This window comes from Acinetobacter sp. GD03645 (assembly GCF_029845285.1).
Lineage (GTDB): Bacteria > Pseudomonadota > Gammaproteobacteria > Pseudomonadales > Moraxellaceae > Acinetobacter > Acinetobacter corruptisaponis.
In genome coordinates this window covers 179,153-202,153 of sequence record NZ_JAOCLL010000002.1, presented here as the reverse complement: position 1 = coordinate 202,153, position 23,001 = coordinate 179,153, and the positions used below count along the sequence as shown (strand labels likewise).

At 45.2% G+C, this 23,001-nt stretch carries 18 protein-coding genes; 12 read left to right on the top strand and 6 right to left on the bottom strand.

The annotated features are described in order from the left end of the window. Nucleotides 1–273 precede the first annotated feature (273 nt). From N5J47_RS02445 to N5J47_RS02430, 4 genes are all read left to right on the top strand, one after another. Nucleotides 274–2,631, top strand: coding sequence for a Tex family protein (locus N5J47_RS02445; RefSeq protein WP_279958728.1), 2,358 nt, complete (start codon nucleotides 274–276; stop codon nucleotides 2,629–2,631). A gap of 98 nt (nucleotides 2,632–2,729) precedes the next feature. Beyond that, nucleotides 2,730–4,142: an IS1182 family transposase gene (locus tag N5J47_RS02440; protein ID WP_279958727.1), complete on the top strand. Its 1,413-nt coding sequence runs from the start codon at nucleotides 2,730–2,732 to the stop codon at nucleotides 4,140–4,142. Nucleotides 4,143–4,321: 179 nt separating this feature from the next. After that, complete coding sequence (locus N5J47_RS02435) at nucleotides 4,322–5,029, top strand: AzlC family ABC transporter permease (RefSeq protein ID WP_279958726.1); 708 nt, start codon at nucleotides 4,322–4,324, stop codon at nucleotides 5,027–5,029. After that, on the top strand, nucleotides 5,026–5,343 hold the full coding sequence (locus N5J47_RS02430) for an AzlD domain-containing protein (RefSeq protein ID WP_279958725.1): 318 nt from the start codon (nucleotides 5,026–5,028) through the stop codon (nucleotides 5,341–5,343). The genes N5J47_RS02435 and N5J47_RS02430 overlap by 4 nt, the downstream gene beginning before the upstream one ends. A 47-nt stretch (nucleotides 5,344–5,390) precedes the next feature. Here the strand turns inward: N5J47_RS02430 and N5J47_RS02425 are convergent, their stop codons facing one another. Further along, nucleotides 5,391–6,146: an SDR family oxidoreductase gene (locus N5J47_RS02425; protein ID WP_279958724.1), complete on the bottom strand. Its 756-nt coding sequence runs from the start codon at nucleotides 6,144–6,146 to the stop codon at nucleotides 5,391–5,393. Nucleotides 6,147–6,252: 106 nt separating this feature from the next. Between N5J47_RS02425 and N5J47_RS02420 the strand changes: the two genes are divergently transcribed. Further along, nucleotides 6,253–7,137 carry a LysR family transcriptional regulator gene (locus tag N5J47_RS02420; protein ID WP_279958723.1) on the top strand — a complete coding sequence of 295 codons (885 nt, stop codon included), beginning with the start codon at nucleotides 6,253–6,255 and terminating at the stop codon, nucleotides 7,135–7,137. Between the two features lie 99 nt (nucleotides 7,138–7,236). Then, a complete protein-coding gene (locus N5J47_RS02415) occupies nucleotides 7,237–8,001 on the top strand; it encodes an HD domain-containing protein (RefSeq protein ID WP_279958722.1) in 765 nt (254 codons plus the stop codon). A 66-nt stretch (nucleotides 8,002–8,067) separates the two neighbouring features. Here N5J47_RS02415 and N5J47_RS02410 read toward each other — a convergent pair whose 3' ends face one another. Beyond that, entirely contained in the window at nucleotides 8,068–9,360 is a 1,293-nt protein-coding gene (locus tag N5J47_RS02410) for an MFS transporter (RefSeq protein WP_279958721.1), read from the bottom strand. Nucleotides 9,361–9,571: 211 nt separating this feature from the next. After that, entirely contained in the window at nucleotides 9,572–9,949 is a 378-nt protein-coding gene (locus N5J47_RS02405) for a MerR family transcriptional regulator (RefSeq protein WP_279958720.1), read from the bottom strand. 101 nt (nucleotides 9,950–10,050) lie between these two features. Here N5J47_RS02405 and N5J47_RS02400 point away from each other — a divergent pair, with 101 nt between their 5' ends. Beyond that, the gene (locus N5J47_RS02400; protein WP_279958719.1) at nucleotides 10,051–11,151 is read left to right on the top strand and encodes an SDR family oxidoreductase; all 1,101 of its coding nucleotides are present in this window, start codon (nucleotides 10,051–10,053) and stop codon (nucleotides 11,149–11,151) included. A 61-nt stretch (nucleotides 11,152–11,212) separates the two neighbouring features. On the opposite strand, the gene N5J47_RS02395 is transcribed toward N5J47_RS02400, so the two are convergent. Next, on the bottom strand, nucleotides 11,213–12,100 hold the full coding sequence (locus N5J47_RS02395; RefSeq protein WP_267980814.1) for an SDR family NAD(P)-dependent oxidoreductase: 888 nt from the start codon (nucleotides 12,098–12,100) through the stop codon (nucleotides 11,213–11,215). Nucleotides 12,101–12,349: 249 nt separating this feature from the next. Continuing rightward, nucleotides 12,350–13,627 carry an aminotransferase class I/II-fold pyridoxal phosphate-dependent enzyme gene (locus N5J47_RS02390; RefSeq protein WP_279958718.1) on the bottom strand — a complete coding sequence of 426 codons (1,278 nt, stop codon included), beginning with the start codon at nucleotides 13,625–13,627 and terminating at the stop codon, nucleotides 12,350–12,352. 569 nt (nucleotides 13,628–14,196) lie between these two features. Here N5J47_RS02390 and ettA point away from each other — a divergent pair. Then, complete coding sequence (ettA, locus tag N5J47_RS02385) at nucleotides 14,197–15,858, top strand: energy-dependent translational throttle protein EttA (RefSeq protein WP_279958717.1); 1,662 nt, start codon at nucleotides 14,197–14,199, stop codon at nucleotides 15,856–15,858. 57 nt (nucleotides 15,859–15,915) lie between these two features. Here ettA and N5J47_RS02380 read toward each other — a convergent pair whose 3' ends face one another. Next, nucleotides 15,916–16,284 (bottom strand): sel1 repeat family protein, encoded by a 369-nt coding sequence (locus N5J47_RS02380; protein WP_267980811.1) that lies wholly within the window; start codon nucleotides 16,282–16,284, stop codon nucleotides 15,916–15,918. 227 nt (nucleotides 16,285–16,511) lie between these two features. Here N5J47_RS02380 and N5J47_RS02375 point away from each other — a divergent pair, with 227 nt between their 5' ends. The 4 genes from N5J47_RS02375 to N5J47_RS02360 are packed head-to-tail and all read left to right on the top strand — an operon-like array spanning nucleotide 16,512 to nucleotide 22,792. Continuing rightward, nucleotides 16,512–16,910: a cation efflux protein, CzcI-like gene (locus tag N5J47_RS02375; RefSeq protein WP_279958716.1), complete on the top strand. Its 399-nt coding sequence runs from the start codon at nucleotides 16,512–16,514 to the stop codon at nucleotides 16,908–16,910. Nucleotides 16,911–16,964: 54 nt separating this feature from the next. Continuing rightward, the gene (locus tag N5J47_RS02370) at nucleotides 16,965–18,389 is read left to right on the top strand and encodes a TolC family protein (RefSeq protein ID WP_279958715.1); all 1,425 of its coding nucleotides are present in this window, start codon (nucleotides 16,965–16,967) and stop codon (nucleotides 18,387–18,389) included. A gap of 4 nt (nucleotides 18,390–18,393) precedes the next feature. Then, nucleotides 18,394–19,641: an efflux RND transporter periplasmic adaptor subunit gene (locus N5J47_RS02365; protein ID WP_279958714.1), complete on the top strand. Its 1,248-nt coding sequence runs from the start codon at nucleotides 18,394–18,396 to the stop codon at nucleotides 19,639–19,641. After that, nucleotides 19,631–22,792: a CusA/CzcA family heavy metal efflux RND transporter gene (locus N5J47_RS02360; RefSeq protein ID WP_279958713.1), complete on the top strand. Its 3,162-nt coding sequence runs from the start codon at nucleotides 19,631–19,633 to the stop codon at nucleotides 22,790–22,792. Before N5J47_RS02365 ends, N5J47_RS02360 begins: the two co-directional genes overlap by 11 nt. Nucleotides 22,793–23,001 lie beyond the last annotated feature (209 nt).

The following is a 23,001-nucleotide window of genomic DNA, read 5'->3' as shown; positions in this document are numbered from 1 at the left end:
CTCGAGTATACGATTCATTGCACAGTTTTGGCTATGTTATAAAGCAACAAATATTGCCAATAAAATCAAGAGATAGATACCAAATATATACAGGCAAAATGATGACAATCAACCTATTTTTCAATATTTAGCCTAAAAAACGCCGTTATTTTAGAAACATTGAGGGATTTGCAAAAACTACTGGTTAAATATTCAAAAAAACAATGGTGGATTTTATAGCCATGAACTTTATAATCAGTGCTTTTAGACTTAACCCTTGTGGAATCAATCACGATGACTGACTTAGTTCAGCAGTTGGCAAATGAACTTGCCGTACGTCCAAACCAAGTAGAAGCTGCTATTCGTTTAATTGATGAAGGCGCCAGTGTTCCCTTTATTGCACGTTACCGTAAAGAGGTCACGCAAGGCTTGGACGATACCCAATTACGTCAACTCGATACACGTTTGACTTACTTACGTGATTTATACGAACGTCGTGAGAAAGTGATCCAGTCTTTACAAGAACAAGATAAATTAAGTGATGATTTATTGGCGCGTGTCAATGCCGCAGAAACCAAGAACGCACTGGAAGAAATTTACGCACCTTACCGTCCAAAACGGACCAGCAAATCATTTAAGGCAAAAGAAGCAGGTCTAGGTCCAGTTGCTGAAAAAATTATTTCAGATCAAATTGATCCAACTGAGGCATTGGCTGGTTTTAGCCATGAAGATTATCCAGATGTAGAAAGCCAGCTTGATGCAATCCAGCATATCCTGATTGATGACTGGGCGCAAAATATTGCCTTGACCACTGAGTTAAAGCAAAGCTTTGCCAAAACTGCGGTGTTGAAAAGTGCTGTAGCTTCTGAAGATAAAAAAGAAGTTGGCAAGAAGTTCCGTGATTATTTTGAGTTCTCTGAAAACCTGAATAAAGTGCCATCACACCGTTTACTGGCAATGTTGCGTGGTCGTCAAGAAAATGTATTGGGCTTAAAAGTGGATGGTGAAGATGATGCACCACTGGCACGTATTGAAACCGAATACAATCTTGAAACGTTACAGCCACAAACACGTCAGGACTATTTAAAGCAAACAGCAAAACTGTTCTGGTTGGGCAAGGTCCGTCCACAGATTGAACATTCATTACTAACAGATAAACGTTTGTCTGCTGAAGCGGAAGCCATGGATGTGTTCGCTGAAAACCTGCGTCATCTACTGCTTTCTGCACCAGCGGGTGGTCGTACCACTTTGGGCGTTGACCCTGGTATTCGTACAGGCGTGAAGCTTGCGGTGGTGAGTGATGCGGGTGATGTGCTTGCCTACAGCACCATTTATCCATTTGCCCCGAAAGAAGATAAAGAGGGGTCTATTGCGGAACTTGCCCGTTTATGTCGAGAGTTCCACGTGGAACTTATTGCGATTGGCAACGGAACTGCAAGCCGTGAAACAGAGGCAGTTGTTGCTGAAATGATGGCTGCCAATACCGACCTGAAACTGACGCGTATCACAGTGAGTGAGGCAGGTGCATCAGTTTATTCAGCAAGTGAACTCGCTTCGCAAGAATTACCAGAGCTTGATGTGTCGATTCGTGGTGCAGTGTCAATTGCCCGTCGTTTACAAGATCCATTGGCTGAGTTAGTCAAAATTGATCCTAAATCGATTGGTGTGGGCCAGTACCAGCATGATGTGAACCAGACAGGTTTGGCAAAAACACTGGATGCCGTGGTGGAAGACTGTGTGAACGCGGTGGGTGTTGATGTAAATACCGCTTCTCCAGCAATTCTTGCCTATATTGCAGGTTTAAACAAGGCCATTGCCCAGCAAATTGTTGAATACCGTAAAGAACATGGTCGTTTTGATAACCGTCAGGCATTGAAAAAAGTACCACGTTTGGGCGAACGTACGTTTGAGCAGTCAGCAGGTTTCTTGCGTGTCCAGAATGGTTCAGAGCCATTGGATGCATCTGCGGTTCACCCTGAAAGTTATGGTCTGGTGGAAAAAATTGTTGCGGCAAAAGCAACAACCGTAAAAGACATCATTGGCAATACTGAAATCATTCGCCAGGTCAAGGCGGATGAGTTTGTCGATGACAAGTTTGGTTTACCTACGATTCAGGATGTTTTGGCTGAACTGGAAAAACCAGGCCGTGATCCACGTCCAGAGTTTCGTACTGCTAAATTCCGCGAAGATATCACTGAAGTTGCACAATTGACTGAAGGCATGCAGCTTGAGGGTGTAGTGACCAATGTGACGAACTTCGGTGCGTTCGTAGACGTGGGTGTGCATCAGGATGGCTTGGTGCATATTTCTGAACTGGCGAATGAATTTGTTTCTGATCCACATAAGGTGGTGAAACCAGGTCAAATCGTGCAGGTGCGTGTCATGCAGGTGGATGTGGAGCGTAACCGTGTCAACCTGAGTATGCGTGCTGAGGGTTCTGCACCTGCAAAAGCATCGCGCCAACAGCAGCGTCCACAGCAAGACCGTGCGGAACGTTCAGAGCGTAAGCCACAGGGACAGCGTCCACCACGTAAAGAGGGTGACTTTAAACGTCCGCAAAACAACAAACCAAAAACCGAGAAACCACAAGAGCAAAAAATTGGTGGATTGGGTGCCTTGTTGTTGCAGGCGGGAATTAAAGGGACGAAATAAGTCTATTACAATTTTTGATAATGTAAAAAACCTCCCTCGGGAGGTCAGATTGCTGACAAAGGGTTTCCGTTAGGAAGCCCTTTTTCTATAATATGGATATGCTGAAATCAATCTCATCCCAACAAGAAATCGAGATGGTGACATTAGATAGCCTCGTGCCGAAAGACCATCTTGTCCGTAAACTCGATAGATTCATTCAACTGGATTTTATTCGGGAACGTGTAGCTCATCTATACTGTCCCAATAATGGACGACCTGCACTTGATCCCGTTGTATTTTTTAAACTGCTGTTACTTGGTTATCTCTTCGGAATTCGTAGTGAACGCCAGTTAATGCGTGAAGTTGAGGTCAATGTTGCCTATCGCTGGTACATCGGTTATTCCCTCACACAGAAAGTTCCTGATGCCTCAACCCTGAGTCAGACCAGACGCAGGCGCTTTCATGAGAATACGATTTATCAGGACCTATTCGAGGAAATCGTGCGTCTTGCCATAGGCCATAAAATGGTAGATGGTCATATTCTTTATACTGATTCCACCCACCTCAAAGCCAACGCCAATAAAAACAAGTTCATCAATCAGGTTGTACAGGACAGTACATTAGGTTATTTAGATGATCTGGAACAAGCCATCACAACAGAACGGCAAAAGCATGGTCAGAAGCCCCTAAAACCAAGAAAGGAGAAAGATCATGACGATGAACCACCTAAAGGCTCATCAGGCAAAAGTAGAAATATCAAAGTCAGTACCACAGACCCTGACAGTGGTTATATGAACCGAGATGGAAAACCCAAAGGGTTCTTCTATTTAGACCATCGCACTGTAGACAGTAAATTTGCGATTATTACCGATACCCATGTGACCGCAGGCAACGTTCATGACAGCAGACCATATTTAGAACGATTGGATCATCAAATGCATCGTTTTGATTTTAGTCCCCATAGCGTTGGTTTAGATGCAGGCTATTCGACCAATGCAATCTGTTATGGACTGGAACAGCGAGATATTGCCCCAGTGATGGGCTATCGGCGACCAGTCCATCGGAAAGGCTATTTCTACAAAGGAGAATATATTTACAGTTCAACACAAGATCATTACACCTGTCCCCAGGGACAAACCCTGATTTATAAAACCACGGATCGCAATGGATACAAACACTACCATTCTGATGCAAGGCATTGTTTACAGTGTCCAGTTCGAGAGAAATGCACACAGAGCAAAACGGGGACTAAAGTTCTGACCCGCCATGTATGGGAAGACAGCAAGGATAGGATGAATGCAATCCGTCTAAGTCCACAAGGTAAGAAGATATATGCGAGGCGCAAGGAAACCGTTGAAAGAAGTTTCGCTGATGCCAAGCAATTGCATGGACATCGTTATGCACGATTTCGGGGATTAACACGTATTATGCAGCAATGTTTAATGGCAGCAACAGCACAGAATATGAAAAAGATTGCCCTACACCTATGGAAAGTGTTTTTTATCTTGTTTTTTAGTTATCAATTTGCCTGAAAATCACTCAATATCAATTTATTCTCCAGAAAATAAACCCTGATTAAAAAGCTAATCAGGGTTTGTCAGCAATCTGACCTCCCTCGGGAGGTTTTTTACATTCAAAATAGATGATTTTTCCATTTTTATTTTGAACTTTATTATAATTCCTCAGTTCCCAACGCAAACTTGTTGTTCTTATGTCCCCAGATTCTGCTGAAAATCTTTCCTCACCCCAGCGCGCTTTTTTACAAGGGGTCATCAAAATACTTCCCTTATGTTTCGCAGTGTTGCCGTGGGGTTTGCTGGCAGGCTCAATGGCGATTCAGGCTGGCCTAACCACTGGGCAAGCGATAGGAATGTCTGCACTGGTTTTTGCAGGTGCAGCACAGTTGATGACACTAGGTTTGGTCATGGCGGGTACACCTGCACTCACCATTATCATTTCAGTATTTTTGATTACCACACAGCATTATTTATATGCCCTATATTTTCGTGAAGAAATTGCCAGACTGCCATTAAAACAGCGTTTGTTATTTGGTTTCTTGCTGACTGATGAATTGTTTGCTGTTGGTATTCATAAGCGTGAACATTATATTTATTTTTTGCTTGGAGCTGGCAGTTGTTTCTATTTGGCTTGGGTGCTATTTAGTATTGGCGGTATTGTGTTGGCTTCCTCTCTACCAAATTTAGACCAATATCATCTCGATTTTTCCATTGTTGCAACTTTTATCGCGATTGTGATTCCCTTTATTAAAAACCTAAATACGTTGGTGGGTGTACTGGTTTCGGTGATTTTAACGGTGGTGTTTCTAGGCCTGGGCATTAAAAGTGCAGCCATCTTGGCAGGGGTGATTGGAATGTTGACCGCGACGTGTTTACAGAATCTTCGGGAGCGTGTGGCATGAGTTGGTTTCTCCTGATTATTTTGGCAATTGTGGTGTTTATGAACCGCTATATCTTGCTCGAACCGAATCTTCCCTTGCGTTTGCCCAAATGGTTTCAACAGTCTTTGCAATATTCAGCACCATGCTTATTGACTGCGATTGCCACCCCGATTGTGTTTATGGATGAGCATGGTGCATTTCGTTCAACCCTGCTCAATCCTTATTTTCTGGCCACGATTTTAACCATTGTGATTGCCTATAAGGTCAGACATACCTTATTGACCATTATCCTGAGTTTGGCGTGTTTTTATGCCTTGGTGTTTTGGTTAAATTAGCAGGCCTGGGCAATATGGAATTTGCCACAAGCCCCATTTAAAAACTGTTAACGTGTGGTATAACCACCATTGGCAAAAATCGTTTGTCCCGTAATCCACCAGCCATCAGTGACCAAGAAGCGAACTAAAGGCTCAATATCTTCAATCTTGGTTAAGCCACCTAAAGCTGAAGCAGATTTGTGGTAGGCCACTGCTTCAGGCGCTTCCTGACCATAGAAAAAAGGTGTATCCATTGGGCCAGGTGCAACGGCAGTCACTGAAATACTGCGTTCACCAAATTCCTTGGATGCCGCACGGGTATAGTGTTCCACGGGCGCTTTCAAGCCCTCATAAGTGGAATAAAGTCCTGTATAGGCGGCAAGTAAACTGGTCACAATGGTACAGATTTTTCCATTGGCATTGAGATGACGACCTGCTGACTGGATAAAGAAATAGGCAATCTTGTTGTTGATGTCATTCATGACATCAAACTCTTGCTCGGTGGTGTCCAGATATGGTTTTTTTAACACACGCCCCACGGTGTTAATGGCAATATCCACACCGCCAAACTCTGCTTTGGCCCTGATAAATAAATTCTCGATGTTTTGAATATCGGATAAATCGGCTTGTACCAAGATGGCTTTTGCACCTAAATCTTGAACAGCTTTTAAGGTGTCTTCGGCATCGGCTTGGGTTGATGTGCTGTTGTAATGAATCAATAAATTCGCACCTTGCTCAGCAAATTTACGCGAAATTAAACCACCTAAGTTTTTTGCACCGCCTGCGATCAATACCGTTTTACCTTTTAAGTCATGCTGTGACATCTGTTTATCCTCGTCTTTGTTTTGCATAAAAATTATGCTAATTGAATTTATTTGTTTGAAATAGTTGTTAGTATTGAACTGATTGTGCAGAAAAGTTGAATAATAAATGGACAAGATTGAGCGTTTAAAAATTTTCTGTCTGGTGGCGGAGAAACGGTCTTTCGCACAGGCAGCGGTGCAATTGGGACTACCACGTTCCAATGTCACCTATGCGATTCAGTCCCTTGAAAAAGAATATGAAGTGCTGTTGTTTTACCGTACCACCCGTAAAGTGGCTTTAACCCATGAGGGCAGCTTGTTTTATGAAGAAGCGATTCGCTTGGTCGCACAATTAAAAGAACTGAATCGCTTTAAAACCCATGTGCGTAGTCAGGAGGGAAAAATCAGCATTGGCATGCCGAAACGCTTGGCAACACAGGTGCTTATTCCAAACTTATTGGCCTTTTATCAGCACTATCCAAAAGTAAAAGTGTTGATTAATGGCAGTGATGATTTTTCCAACCTGATTGAACAGCAACTGGACTGTGTGGTGCGGGTGGGACAGGTTCAGGATGAGTATCTACTGATCAGACCCATTAAACCAGCCAAAATCTGGACGCTGGCATCACCACATTATCTGGCAGAATTGGGCGAGCCTAAAAACCTCGATGAGTTACAGCAGCATTTTGCCGTGGATTACCATGTGGCAAAACATTATCGTGAGTTAAGTGAACTGGAGTTTCGTGACCAGCGTGTCAAAATGCCCTACCGTCTACTGATTGAAAATACCGAGGCCTATATTCAGGCAGGTTTGGCGGGGATTGGCATCATCCAGATTCCTGAATTTGATGCCAAATCTTATGTGGAACAAGGACAGTTACAACGCCTGTTTACCGATATTCCAGCTTTGGAATTGCCTGTAAGTATTCTGCTGACAGATCGGCAATACCGTCCAAAATATTTTCAGGACTTTATTGACTGGCTGGATGATTTGCTGAAAAGAAAGCTCTAATTTCCTGTTTTTATCAATCGAAATTGCTTTGACATCCCTGTTTATTTACAGTAAAACTAAAAATTAGAGTAATTACTCTAATTTTATTGGAGGGTAAATATGCAGATTGGTCGACAGGCCTGGATGGCACAAACTTCGGGCGATTTATCATTGAAAGATCGTATGGCCTTATTGAGCCATAGCCTGCTGCCTGTGCTTAAGCAAAGTGTAAAAATGTATGCCTTGGCACATCGCCCAAAGGCAACGGTGCAGGGCAGTCTGACACTGGATGACCTACGCTTGCCCGACAGTGCAGAGGTCAGGCAGGCGCTGGAAAAGATGCAGTCCTGTAGTTCCGATGCCTTGCAGAACCATTGCCTGAGAACATGGTACTACGCCATTGGATTTGCCAGGATGCAGGGCTTAAAGCGTGATGATGAGTTGTTGGCGGTGTCCTGTTTATTGCATGATTTGGGCATGACCGAACCGCATTATCAACACCATGCAAATTGCCGCTGTTTTGCAGGACAGGGTGCCTACGCCGCAAAAGACTGGTCGATTGAACGGGGCTGGACCATTCCAAGGGCTGACCAACTGTTTGATGTGATCAGTATGCACATGAATCCCCATGTATTCCTTGATGAGGGAACGGAAGCACACTTGCTGCAACAGGCTGCCAGTTGTGATGTGATTGGAAGCCGAGGTTTCGAGTTTGCCCCGCAGTTTAGGCAACAGTTATTTCAACAGTATCCCCGTTTAGACTTTAATCGGCACATGATTGAATTTACCCAGCAGGAAGCAATCCACCGTCCCAAATCACGTACCGCAATGGTGGTGCAGAGTGGCTTTAAACAGTTGGTCAACCTCAATCCCTATCTCAAGTAATGCTTGAAAAATAAAAAACCACCTTTGCCTGAACAAAGGTGGTTTTTATCTTATAGCCTTGTTTTACTAGTGGTCATGTTCCAGATATTCAGGTTTTTTCGGTAATGCCAGACTACAGAAGAAACAGATGATGAGCATGATAATCACGTAAACGAAGAACGTGTTTTCAATCCCTGCATCCTTGAACAGTAGCGCCACAGAGGGCGCGGAACCACCAAACAGGGCATTACCCACCGCATAGGAAAAACCGACACCCAGGGCACGGACATGCGGTGGGAACATTTCAGCTTTCACCAGACCACTGATGGAGGTATAGAAACTTAGCAACATCATCAGGAAAATCAGCAATAAAGTGATAATGATGGGTGAGTCGACAAAGCTGCGCATCCCTGTCACCATCACTGGATAAATAAAGATGGCACTGAGCAGGCTGAAAGCCAGCATGGAGGTACGTCGCCCAATCCGATCAGACAGCATCCCGAAGAATGGCTGGGCAATCATAAACACGAATAGGGCTATGGTCATGATAAAGCCAACGGTTTTGCCGTCCATGCCGATGTTGGTGAGGTAGGTCTTGGAGTAGACCGTGACCACATAAAATGTGAGTGAACCCGCTGAGGTATAGCCCACCACCAGTAAAAAGGTTTTCCAGTGCTTTTTTAGCAGGGCAATCAGGCTACCCGATTCCTCACGCTCAGCATCCTCATGCGACAGGGTTTCCTCCAGACGGCTACGGGCAGCCAAAGACAGCAATGCGGCGATCCCACCAATCACAAAGGGAATACGCCAGCCACCATCATTCAGCTGCTGTTCAGTCATGAAGCCAAGCAGGATGACGCCGAGCAGGCTGGCAAGCAACTGACCGCCTGACAAGGTCACATACTGGAATGAGGCAAAGAAACCGCGTTGGCCTTTCAGGCCCAGCTCACTCATATAGGTGGCAACCGCCCCGTATTCACCGCCCACGGAGAGACCCTGCAACAGTCGAACCATCAGCAACAGGAAAGGTGCAAACATGCCCACCTGTTCATAGGTTGGCAATGCTGCAAATAGAAATGAACTAAGTGCCATAAGGCAGATCGAGATCACCATGGACTGCTTGCGTCCATGTCGGTCGGCAATCCGCCCAAACAGCCAGCTACCAATGGGGCGCATAAAGAAGCTTGCGGCAAACACCCCCCATACATAGATGGCCTTGGTGGTGGGTTCCATATCGGGAGCGGTCAGTGCATGGGTGAAATACGCAGCAAAAACGGCATAAATATAGAAGTCGAACCATTCAACCAAATTCCCTGATGCCGCACCGATAATACCCTTAATGCGGCTTGCTCTTTCTTCCCTGCTATATGTCTGAGTCATATATGTTCCTTTCTCAACCAGGCAAGATTCTGTAACTGAACCTTTACAGAATGTTATATACCGCTAAAAAGCATGAAAATGACGCGATTTTGTATGCTTTTTATGACTATATTTTTATATGGAGAGAATAAAAGCGGTTTTAGCTCATCATCTAAAAAAGAGGGAAATGGGCGCTATGGTCAATGGAAGATTTTAATTTTTTGAAAATGAATCAGTTTAATTCAGGAATCGGACAATCCTTTCTCAACGGGCAGGCCTCACCCTGGGTGAAGCGGCTGAGCATGGTCCTGATTTGATGTAACTGGGCAATCTTCTCATCAATCATGTTCAGCTTTTCCTGAAAGATACCCTGAACCTGTATGGCTGGAATTTCATCCTGTGCGGTCATTTCCAGAATCTGCTGGATTTCACCCAGGGAAAAGCCCAGATTCTTGGCGCTACGAATCAACTGCAACTGTTGCAGGGTTTGCTCAGGATAGTCCTTGTAGCCATTATTGCGCGTGATCGACTGGATCAACTGCATTTTTTCGTAGAAGCGAATGGTGTCGCGGCTTAACTGTGCCTGTTTTGCCAATTCCCCAATCAACATGCTGCCACCGTTATTATTTAAAGATATGAAAAAAACTGCTTGACCATTGAGTGTACTCCATCCTTTAGCCTATGCCTATATTCAAGAAATAGGATTTAAAAATGGAAAATAAGCCAACCAGACTAGATCAGCAACAGCTTGCCCTGGTTGCAGGCGCAACAGGCTTTGTTGGGCGATTCCTGATTGCAGAGTTGTTAAAACAGGGACATCAGGTTTTTGCCCTGGTCCGCAATCAGGCGGCGCAGCAGCCTATACTGGAAAGCTGGCTGAGTGAAAAACAGCTTGCTCTGGATAAACTGACATTCATTCAGGGGGATATAACCTCGCCAAATCTGGGAATCAGTGGGCAGGACTGGAACAGGTTGGCTGTGGTAAACACCCTGTACAACAGCAGCGCACTGTTTGCCTGGAATCTCGGTATGCAGCAGGCACGCGCGGTCAATGTTGAGGGAGCACTGAATTTACTGCGCTGTGTCCAGCAGCACTGCACACTAAAACGTGCTGTGCATGTGTCGGGTTATATGCTCACCATAAAAGATCATTTACATCAGGCTGGTGTGTGTCTTGATCAACCAGAAAAGACCGATTGGCAGGCTGTTTATCAACATTTAGGTGCTTATGAGGCATCCAAGATTGAGGCACATTTTGCATGGATTCAGCAGGCAGAAAAACTGGCTGTGGACTGGACCATCATTCATCCCGCAACAGTGATGGGAGATGAACTGACAGGTGAGATTCCCATGAACCAGCCGATTGCCCAGATGGTTGACCTGCTAAAGCGCAAAAAAATGAGTGCGATTCCTGCAACACCCCAGCATTACCTGCCTCTGGTCAGGGTCGATGACTTATGTCGGGTCATGCTGAATGCCGCCGCGGATGCCAAATTATGCAATCAGGCTTTACTGGTGGCAGCTGAACAACATATTCCAATGTATCAACTGATTCAAATGATTGCCGATCAGCTTGGTGTTTCGGCTCCCACCCAGCACGTGCCAATCGGACTATTAAAAATCATCTTAAAATGGCGATGGCTGGCCCAAAAGCTGGAGATGTCGGGGGAAATGCTCAGTTTCCTCAGAACTGAACAGCTTGACCTAAAGGCATTGCAACAGTTTAGGCAACGCTGGAATATGCAGTCAGGTCATCTGGAGGCCGCCATTCGTAAAACAACTGACTGGATCAATCAGGGGGCGGTGGGCTAATTGGACAAATAAAAAAGCAGCGTTGTTGATACGCTGCTTCTTGAGGTTTGGACTGGACAGATTACCAGTGTTCACCTGGGAACAGGCGGGCATAGGCGCGCTGTACAATCGTTAATTTCTCTTGTTGACCAATAGAGGCAGTTGAACTTGGGAACAGGTTAAAGCCAATTGACATCAGGATGTTGTTAATGTCTGGTGCAACTGCATAAGTAATTGAAGCAATGCGACCAAGGTTGGTTGCAATTTTCTTTGGACGTTTCACAATGGCAGTCGCAATTAAATCTGCTGCTTCCTCAGGAGATAAGGTTGGAACATATTTATACATCTTGGTTGGTGCGATCATTGGGGTACGCACTAAAGGCATATAAATTGAAGTAATTGCAATCTTGTGTGAATGCACTTCAGCAGACAGACAGCGGCTAAACGCATCCAGCGCAGCCTTGGACGCAACATAAGCCGAGAAACGGGTTGCATTGGCAAGCACACCGATTGAGCTGATGTTGATGATCTGGCCATCCTTGCGCTGCATCATATGAGGCAACAAGTTAAGGACTAAACGCACTGCACCAAAGTAGTTAAGTTGCATCGTGCGTTCGAAATCATGGAAACGATCAACAGATTCATGTACAGCACGGCGAATTGAACGTCCTGCATTGTTGATCAAGATATCAATGTGATCTACGCTTGCCAAAATTTCTTTTGACACGGCATCAATTGATTCCATATCGTTGAGATCACATGGAAAGACCGATGCCTTGCCACCCTCTGCCTCAATTTCCGCCTTGACTTCATCCAGTTTATCTTTGGTACGTGCAAGCAACAACACATGAGCGCCAGCTTGAGCAAGATATTTTGAAACCGTTAAACCAATACCACTCGATGCACCAGTGACAATGATTGTTTTACCGTCGACTTTTTGCTGAAAAAGTTTTTTAAGTTTTGCGTTCATGTACGTGTCCTACATTAATCAAGCTGTTGTTTGCATTGCCATCCAGGTTGCGATTAGCACTGCACTTTATTTTGTATGTATATTAACCGATATTTTTTGTTTGTCTAGTGTAAATTGTTGAAAAATAATAATTTTTTTAGAGTAAAAACTCTAAAACAAGATATTGTAATAGTTGAAAAAGATATTATATTTTTGGGTTGCTGCATAAAAAATAGCCCCTAAAAAGGGGCTATACGGTTTTAGTTGAAATCAGACCTGGGCAAGGGCCTGTTCGAGGTCAGCAATCAGGTCGTCAACATGCTCAATGCCAATGGACAAGCGGACCAGGTCCTCGCTGACCCCCGCAGATTTTAGTTCCTCTGCATTGAGCTGGCGGTGGGTGGTGGTTGCTGGGTGGCAGGCCAGACTTTTGGCATCCCCAATATTCACCAGACGTGTAAACAGTTGTAATGCATCAATAAAGCGAGTACCACCCTCAAGTCCATCCTGTACCCCAAAGGAAAGGATGGCAGATGGTTTCCCTTTCACATATTTTTGTGCCAAATCATGCTGCGGATGGTCTTTCAGACCTGCATAGTTGACCCATTTCACTTTTGGATGCTGTTTTAAATATTCGGCAATTTTGATGGCATTTTCAGTATGGCGCTCCATTCGCAGGTTGAGCGTTTCCAGTCCCTGCAAGATCAGGAATACGCTGAGTGGGCTAATGGCAGCGCCTGTATTACGCAAAGGCACCACACGGGCGCGGGCAATATAGGCGGCCGCACCCAATGCTTCCACATAGTTGACACCGTGATAGCTCGGATCAGGGGTATTCAGTGCCTTGAAGCGTTCAGGATACTCACCCCAAGGGAACTTGCCGCTGTCGACAATAATGCCGCCAATGCTGTTGCCATGCCCGCCGATATACTTGGTCAAGGAGTGAATCACAATGTCAGCGCCAAATTCAAATGGCTTGAGCAGGGCAGGTGTCGCCACAGTATTGTCCACAATCACAGGTACACCATATTCATGTGCAATCTTGGCAATGGCTTCCAGATCGATGATATTGCCAAGTGGATTACCAATCGATTCAACAAACACCAGCTTGGTTTTATCATCAATAATGGAGCGTAATGCTTCTGGATTCTGGTAATCAAAGAAGCGGACTTCAATACCTTGTTTTGGTAAAGTATGGGCAAATAGGTTATAGGTTCCGCCATAAAGGGTTGAAACCGAGGCAATGTTGTCGCCAACTTCAGCAATGGTCTGAATGGCATAGGTAATTGCTGCCATGCCCGATGCCAAAGCAAGCGCTCCAATACCACCCTCTAGTGCCGCGATCCGCTGCTCCAGTACCGCCGTGGTTGGGTTCATGATACGGGTATAGATATTGCCCTGAACCTTTAGGTCAAACAGGTCTGCACCATGCTGTGTGTTATCAAAGGCATACGAGGTGGTTTGATAGATTGGCACCGCCACTGCCTTGGTGGTGGCTTCTGGTGAATACCCTGCATGAATGGCTAAAGTTTCATCTTTATAGGTCATGGTTACATCATCTACGTGAGTTAAATAATAGGGTTTGTTGACATTTCAGCCATGCATTGCGTTATAGGCTAAAACGACATAAACAAGGCATGAAACGCAGGCAATGGCGACCCCCTTGTCAAGTTTCATAACGCAGTTTAGGGAAGTTTTAGCCATAACCCTATGGGACAGGGACATTTTTTGACACTACTGCGTTATGTTCTGCTTACTTAGAATGACTAAGTTTCGCAAAACATGCCTTGTATCGTCTAAAAAATGTCCTCTGTCGCAAGCATCTGTGAAATGTCAACAGACCCTAATGAGTGTAGCTCAAAAGCTATCCAAAATGGTGCATAAATTATGCGATTTTTAGCATTTTTATTCATATAAATGAAATGATGATAACAGTGCCTGTATTTTTCCTGGCAAGGTCCTTGCCGCTCTGCAATGTCTTGAAAAAGAAAATCCTTTGTTCGGGACAAACAAATCCTATCTTAACTTCAAGTTGATTGGGTTTTCAGCGTATAATACGCCCGATTATTTTATTCGCTTTTTTGCGATGTATTGGTTTTTCAATTGAGGAGTCCTGCGTGGCCCAATATATTTATACGATGAACCGAGTGTCGAAAATGGTTCCGCCTAAGCGCGAAATCCTGAAAGACATCTCTTTATCATTTTTCCCAGGCGCAAAAATTGGTGTGCTTGGTTTGAACGGTGCAGGTAAATCAACCTTGCTCCGTATTATGGCTGGCGTAGACAAAGATTTCTCAGGTGAAGCACGTGCACAACCAGGAATCAAGATCGGCTATCTGGAACAGGAACCGCCACTTGACCCAAGCAAGGATGTTCGTGGCAACGTTGAAGATGGCGTACGTGAAGCGCTGGATGCTTTAGAGCGCCTTGACCAGGTGTTTGCTGAATATGCCGACCCAGATGCTGACTTTGACAAGCTTGCCAAAGAACAGGAAAAACTGGAAGCGATTATCCAGACTTGGGATGCACATAATTTAGATAACCAGTTGGAAATTGCAGCAAATGCCTTGAACCTTCCAGCATGGGATGCTGACGTATCTTTGCTTTCAGGTGGTGAGCGTCGTCGTGTTGCATTATGTCGTTTATTGCTGTCCAAGCCAGACATGCTACTTCTTGACGAACCGACCAACCATCTGGATGCAGAGTCAGTGGCCTGGTTGGAACGTTTCCTAAAAGATTTCCCTGGCACCATCGTTGCGATTACGCATGACCGTTATTTCCTGGATAACGTGGCCGAGTGGATTCTTGAACTTGACCGTGGCATGGGGATTCCTTATCAAGGAAACTATTCTTCTTGGCTGGAACAAAAGAATGCCCGTCTAGAGCAGGAACAGAAGCAGGAAGAATCTTTTGCCAAGGCATTGAAAAAAGAACTTGAATGGGTTCGTTCAAATGCCAAGGGTCAGCAAAAGAAAAACAAGGCACGTATGGAGCGTTTTGAAGAGTTGAACTCTAAAGAATTCCAGCAGCGTAATGAAACCTCTGAAATTTACATTCCACCTGGTCCACGTTTGGGGAACAAGGTTGTGGAAGTGGAAGGCATCAGCAAGTCATTCGATGGTCGTCTATTGTACGAAAACCTGACCTTTACTGTGCCTCCTACAGCGATTGTCGGCATTGTTGGGCCAAATGGTGCAGGTAAAACCACACTGTTCCGTATGATGACTGGCGAACAGCAGCCTGATACAGGTACTGTGACTTTGGGTGAGTCGGTTAAAGTTGCGTATGTCGGTCAGATTCGTGACACCCTAGATAATAACAAAACTGTATGGGAAGAAGTTTCTGGCGGTTTGGATATCTTAAAAATCGGTGATTATGAAATTGCATCGCGTGCTTATATTGGTCGTTTTAACTTTAAAGGCCAAGATCAGCAAAAACGCGTAGGTGAATTGTCTGGTGGTGAACGTAACCGTTTACAACTTGCCAAGATCTTGCAGATGGGCGCAAACGTGATCTTACTGGATGAGCCATCAAACGACCTGGATATTGAAACCCTGCGTGCGCTTGAGGATGCCATTCTGGTGTTCCCAGGTACCGTTATGGTGGTATCGCATGACCGTTGGTTCCTTGACCGTATTGCCACGCACATCTTGTCATTTGAGAATGAACAGCCAGAATTCTACACAGGTAACTATGCAGAATATGAAGCTTATCGCCAATCACGTCTAGGTGATGATGCAGCTCAAAAACGTACCAAGTACAAAAAAATTACAGGTTAAGTCCTGATATAAAAAAACCAGCTTTCGGGCTGGTTTTTTTATTGCCTGAATCTGGTTTTAAAATGCCAGTTCACTATAGGCCTGAGATAAATATCTTTTTGCTTCAGGATGCCCCTGACTGGCAGCGCGTTCCAGCCATTTTTCTGCTTTCTGATAATTTTTATCCAGTCCCAAATCACCATGCAGATAGCTGACCCCAAGCTTAAACGAAGCATTGGCATCCCCACGCAAAGCGGCACGCAGAAAGTACCAGATGGCATTGCGGTCATTTGATGACACCACATAGGCATTTTCATGCAGATGGGTTTCATGGGCGAGATGTTCAAAAAATTCAGCGCGCTCAATTTCCTGATGCGCATCTGACAACTGCAAGGCAGGAGTAAAGTATTTAGGCAAGAGATGTTGCAGCAACTGTCTAATATTCATGATTCCCACCCCAAAAAAATAATTGTTCTATCTTTCTAATATATGCCTGTTTTTCATTGGCTTGATATAAAAATTGTAAGGAAATTATTTTTGGCTGTGCTATTTAATTGGTTAAAAATAATACCATTTCAATATGGGATGATAATTGGTATAAATTCTGTTTTTGTAATTTTATTACATGGCGCTTAGTTGCTATAGTGACGCAAATTTTGAACAGTTGATGAAGTGTGCGCCATTCCGCCGTATTGATGACCCTCTTGCTGAGTTTGTTCATGTTCCAGAGTCTCTGGAATGTGGCGGCGGCTTTTTGCGGTCATGAAACGGTGAGCCAGTCCAAAGGTCTGCACCACTTTGGGCATCATGTGGTTGATACTTCTTCCTGTACCACACCACATCAGCATACTACTGACCACACTGCATCCAATGGTGCAGTGCCAGTCAGCCTGCAAGATCACCATGATCATTTGCCCTCATGTTTCCATGTGGTGGTGACTGAAGCACAGCAACAACTGCTTCAACCGATTCCTCAAATCCAGCAGTTACAACCACAATATCACTGGTTCAATTCCTATCAGTCTCCTGATTTAACTGGACACCATCCGCCTCCTGTATTGACCCCGCTATAGGTGGGGTAGCCGAAAAATAGCCCACCGCAACCTTATTTATTTGCGGGGCTTTCTATGTCTTTAAATTTAAATCAGCGTATTGATGCTTTTAAAAAGCATACGCTTAAACATCATGTCTTTGTACCATCATCAAGATACTCAGTTTTGGCTATCGCTTTATCTGCGGTGGTTCTCAGTCCATCCGTCACGGCAAAACCCTTGCTGGATGCCAATCAACCCTCAACTGTTGTTCAGGGAACTAGCAGTTTTGAACAAATTTTAGTGCGGGTTCGGACCTACCAGAACCAGCAAGCCAGTTGGCAGGTTCAGCAACAAATGGCAAATGCTCAACTAAAACAAAGTGGTCTCTGGACTAATCCCAGTATCTCGATTGAACAGACGGGTTTGCAAAGTAATCAGGATCGGGAGTTGGCAATTGGCATTTCCCAGCCGTTGGACCTATTTGGGCAGCGTAAAGCGGCGCAGGTAGTCGCAAAGCTTTCAGCTAGTCAAGTGGATCTGGATCAGCAGCGCTATGATGCGGAACTGGAACTGATCGTGCAGTATCTCTGGTCACAGGTGGCGTTATTACAACTGGAAAAATCCGTCATTCTCGAGCAGCTACAGGTTAGTCAGCAAAATCTGGAGGCATCAGAAAAGCGTTATCAGGCAGGCGGTATTGCACAGGTCGATGTAGACCGTATTCGTATTGCTCATCTGGAAAACCAGCGCATTTACCAACAGGCGGATTTACAACTGCAAGTGGCGCAAAAGCAATTGGCTAGTCTGTGGGGAGAAAACCGCAATACATTTGTGATTGAGCCAAGTGTTAATGATCTGTGGGTACAGGCAACACGGATTCAACCTACAATTGAGCACAACCAGAATGTATTTGAACGTAGCCTACAGTTGGAAACCCAACGACAACAGGCACATATTCAGCAACTCAAGGCACAGTCACGTTCACAGCCGACCATGACCTTGGGCGTAAATCGTACCCGTTCGGCAGATCAAAACAGCGAAAACCAAGTGCGGTTGGGTGTTGAAATTCCATTAAATATTTTCAACAAACAAAAATATGGGATTCAGATTGCTGAGGCCAAACAAACCCTGATTCAGCAACAGCAGCGTTTCTACCGTCAACAGAACCAGATGGATATTGATGTTCGCCTAGCAGAGCTGAATGGCTTGCAGGCACAGTTCCAGCAACTGAATGATCAGCAAATTCCTTTAGCCGTTCAAGTCCAACAGAAAACCTTACAGGGTTTCCGTTTAGGCAAATTTGCAGTGACCGATGTACAGCAAGCCACCGTGCAACTACAGGATGTGCGTTTGCGCAAGGTGCAACTACTGAAACAGGCATGGCAGCTCAGTGTTGAAGTGCAAAGCGCACGTATGGGGCTGGCAACAGAACAAATCACTGCAAAAGATGCCTTGATGCAACTCAATCAGCGTATGTGGCAACAAAGTAACACTTTTCCAAGCCAGCTAGGAGAATAAAATCATGAATATCAAACAGAAAACACGTTCTCAGTGGCTTTGGATTGTTGTGGTTGCAGTCATTACCCTGTTGCTGTCTGGCGGATTATGGTGGAGTGGCAAAAATAAAACGGCTGAAAACGCAGATCAGGGACATGCGCATCAGGAAAATGAAAAAGATGAACATGGACATGACGAGGGTGAAGAACATGATGAGGAAAGTCTAAATCTAACCACCGAGCAGATACAGCAACATGGTGTCAAGCTGGAACAGGTGGCATTAGGTGAGGTCAATCAGGTTCAAACGTTTCCTGCAAAACTGGTGGTGAATACCGACCGTCAGGCGCATGTGTCGCCAAGCTTTGCAGGCCGTGTTGAATTGGTCTACGTTGAGTTGGGTCAGCAAGTGAAACGGGGTCAGGCTTTGGCAAATCTGCTTGTTCCTGATTTGGTGGATCAACAGGCCAATTTACAAATTGCCCAGACCAATCTGGATTTGGCCAAACAGGATTATGAGCGTGAGCATCGCTTATGGTCGCAAGGTATTTCTGCCAAGCAGGATGAACAACGTGCCTACAATGCCTATCGTCAGGCACAAATTCAGGTGCAGGCAGCCCGTTCGCGTCTTACCGCTTTTGGTGCAGGCTCTGGCTCAAATGGTCGTTATACCTTAACCGCACCCATCAGTGGTGTGATCAGCAATAAAGACATCGTGATTGGTGAGAACGTTCAGCTTGCGGATCAATTGTTTACTATTGATCAGCTCGATCAGTTGTGGCTGGAATTTGTGTTGCCGACTATGGCGAATATCAATGTACAGCCAAATCAGCAGATTCGTTTTAAATCGCTGCAAACAGGTAATCTCTTTAATGCCCAGGTTCAAAGTCTAACCACGGAGGCCGATGCACAAACAGGTCGATTACAAGTTCGTGCCAAAGTGTTGTCCAATGCGGCTGAATTACGTCCAAACCTGATGGTGAATGTGGAACTACAGGCAGGCTCTAAAGCATCTGTGATCCGTGTCAATGCGGAAGCCATTCAGCAGGTTGAGGGCAAGGATGTGGTCTTTGTTGCACAAGCCAACCAGAACAAAGGTTTTGACTTTAAAGCTGTCCCTGTTCAGATCGGTCAACGTCACATTCCAAAAGAGCAAGGGGATGGACAATGGGTCGAAATTATTCAGGGTCTCAGTGAGGGGCAGTCTTATGTGGCAGCAGGCAGTTTCTTGTTGAAATCGGAGCTTGAGAAAGGAGAGGCCGAGCATGGACACTAATGCTTCTCAACTCCCCAAACCTGAAGGTTTGTTTGATCGGCTGATTCAGTTTGCGATCAGCAACGCCATCTGGGTGATGCTGTTTGTCATGACATGGATTGCGGTTGGTGTTTGGAGTTATCAAAAGCTGCCGATTGATGCGGTTCCCGATATTACCAATACGCAGGTACAGATCAATACCCAGGCCAATGGCTATACCGCACTGGAGGTTGAACAGCGGATTACTTATCCGATTGAAACGGCAATGGCAGGGATTCCTGATCTGGAACAAACCCGTTCGATTTCTCGTTATGGTCTGTCACAAGTCACCATTATCTTTAAAGATGGCACTGATATTTACTGGGCAAGGCAGTTGATTAATCAGCGTTTACAGGAAGCGGATGGGCAATTGCCTGATGCGGTTGATCCCGTGATGTCGCCAGTTTCCACAGGGCTTGGCGAGATTTACCAGTGGGTGATCAAGGCCAAGCCTGATGCAAAAAAGCAAGATGGAACGCCTTATAGCGCAATGGACTTGCGTGAAATTCAGGACTGGATTGTACGTCCGCAATTGCAACGGGTTAAGGGTGTTGCCGAGATCAACAGTATTGGGGGCTACAACAAAACCTATATTGTTTCACCTGATTTGAAACGTTTACAGCAATTGCAAATTTCTTTAACAGTGTTTCAGGCTGCGTTGCAAGAGAACAATGAAAACCGTGGTGCAGGTTTTATTGAAGAAAATGGACAGCAACTCACTGTACGTGTACCAGGTATGTTGAGTACGGTTGAGGATATCCAGAACATCACGGTTTCAGTTAAGAACGGCCTGCCAATTCGTGTTGCCGATGTGGCTTCGGTTGCGATTGGACATGACTTGCGTACAGGTGCGGCGACCTATAATGGCGAGGAAACCGTACTGGGCATTGCCATGATGATGATGGGGGAAAACAGCCGTACTGTTGCACAGGCGGTTGATGCCAAGGTCAAGGAAATCCAATCGACATTGCCAAAAGGTGTCGAAATTGAAACGGTGTATGACCGTACCAGTCTGGTCAATAAGGCTATCAAAACCGTTCAGAAAAATCTGGTGGAAGGTGCGATTCTGGTGATCGTGATCCTGTTTATTTTCCTGGGTAATTTCCGCGCAGCCTTGATTACCGCCTGTGTGATCCCACTGTCGATGCTGTTCACCTTAACGGGCATGGCTGAGCAAAACATCAGTGCCAACCTGATGAGTCTGGGTGCACTGGATTTCGGCATCATTGTTGATGGTGCGGTGGTAATCGTGGAGAACTGTATTCGACGGCTGGCGGAGGCACAGCATCATGCAAGACGCTTATTAACACGACAGGAACGGTTTAAAGAAGTATTCCTTGCGGCAAAACAGGCACGTAAACCGTTGTTGTTTGGTCAAGCCATCATTATGGTGGTGTATTTGCCGATTTTTGCATTGACAGGTGTAGAAGCGAAAATGTTCCATCCAATGGCGATGACCGTGGTGATGGCGCTGCTCGGTGCCATGATTCTGTCTGTGACTTTTGTGCCTGCGGCAGTTGCCTTGTTTATTACAGGTGAAGTCAAGGAGAAAGAATCGCGCTGGATGCAGGTCTTAAAACGTCAATACCAGCACATCCTTGATTGGGCTTATCAATTTAAAATGGTGGTGGTGGCTTTAGCCATCAGTATTCTGGTCCTAACGGGTGTATTGACCACACAAATTGGTAGTGAATTTGCCCCACAATTGAGTGAGGGAGATTTTGCCCTACAACAAATGCGTTCACCAAGCACAGGTCTGGAACAGTCTTTACGCATGCAGGAAAATACCGAAAAGCTGATTTTGAAGAATTTTTCAGAGGTAAAGGCTGTATTTGCCAGAACGGGGACTGCTGAGGTTGCCACCGATGTGATGCCACCGAATATTTCCGATGCGGTGATTTTATTAAAACCACGTGATCAATGGGAAAACCCGAAACAAAGCATAGATGAACTGCGTACGCGTATGCAGGAATTTCTGGAAACTATTCCAGGCAATAACAGTGAATTTTCTCAGCCGATTGAGCTGCGTTTTAATGAGCTAATCTCAGGTGTTCGTAGTGATGTTGGGATCAAGGTCTTTGGCGATGATATGGATGTGCTGAATACGCAGGCACAGATGATTGCGCAAAAGGTGCAGAAAATTTCGGGTGCAACCGCAGTGAAAGTAGAGCAGACCACGGGTTTGCCTGTGCTCAATGTGGATATCAATCATGCATTGGCGGCGCAATATGGCCTGTCGGTCAAAACCATTCAGGATGTGGTCGCTGCCAGTGTTGGCGGGCAAAATGTGGGACAGATTCTCCAAGGTGACCGTCGCTTCGACTTTGAAATCCGTTTGCCTGATGAACAACGTACCGCACAGAATCTGGGACAACTGCCAATCCAGTTGCCGAATGGCGGTTTAATTCAGTTACAGGATGTTGCCAAAGTAGAAACCATTTCAGGCATGAGTCAGGTCGGACGTGAAAATGGTAAACGTCGAGTCATTGTGACCGCCAATGTAGAAGGGCGTGATTTAGGTTCATTTGTCCAAGAGTTACAAGCAAACCTTAAACAGCAACCTTTACCTGCGGGCTATTGGCTGGAATATGGTGGGCAGTTTGAAAATCTGGCCTCTGCGGCAGCCCGAATGCAAATCGTGATTCCATTGGCATTGATCACTATCTTCATTTTGTTGATGGCGGTGTTTCATAACTTTAAGGAAAGCTTTTTGGTGTTTAGTGGTGTGCCATTTGCATTGTCAGGTGGTTTGATTGCACTGTGGCTACGTGATATTCCCTTGTCGATGTCGGCAGGCGTAGGCTTTATTGCGCTTTCAGGTGTTGCGGTACTGAATGGTTTGGTGATGCTCAGTTTTATCAAGGAGTTGCGTGAGCAGTTTGATGTACATAAGGCCACATGGCAGGGGGCGATTTTACGCTTGCGTCCCGTGTTAATGACGGCATTTGTGGCATCACTGGGCTTTATTCCGATGGCGATTGCCACGGGGACAGGTGCGGAAGTACAGCGTCCTTTGGCAACCGTGGTGATTGGCGGGATTATTTCATCGACTTTGCTGACCTTGGTGATTTTGCCTGTGGTGTATCGCTGGATGAATGAGAAAGCTGCTGTTCAGTCTAGCAATATTTCATAAGTCATCGAAATTCTGAATGTGCTGTGTATAAAGTTTTTGCCTTACTTTTCAAAGATGAAAAGTAACAAAAATCTTTTGTTGGACAGAGGGTACATCCCTGTAACCCCTGTCCAACGGGCGGCATCCATGCCGCCACCACGATAGTAAATGTGTACTAGAGATATAGGATCGAAAGATTTTAGGACAATTATTTGCACTTCATAAATCAT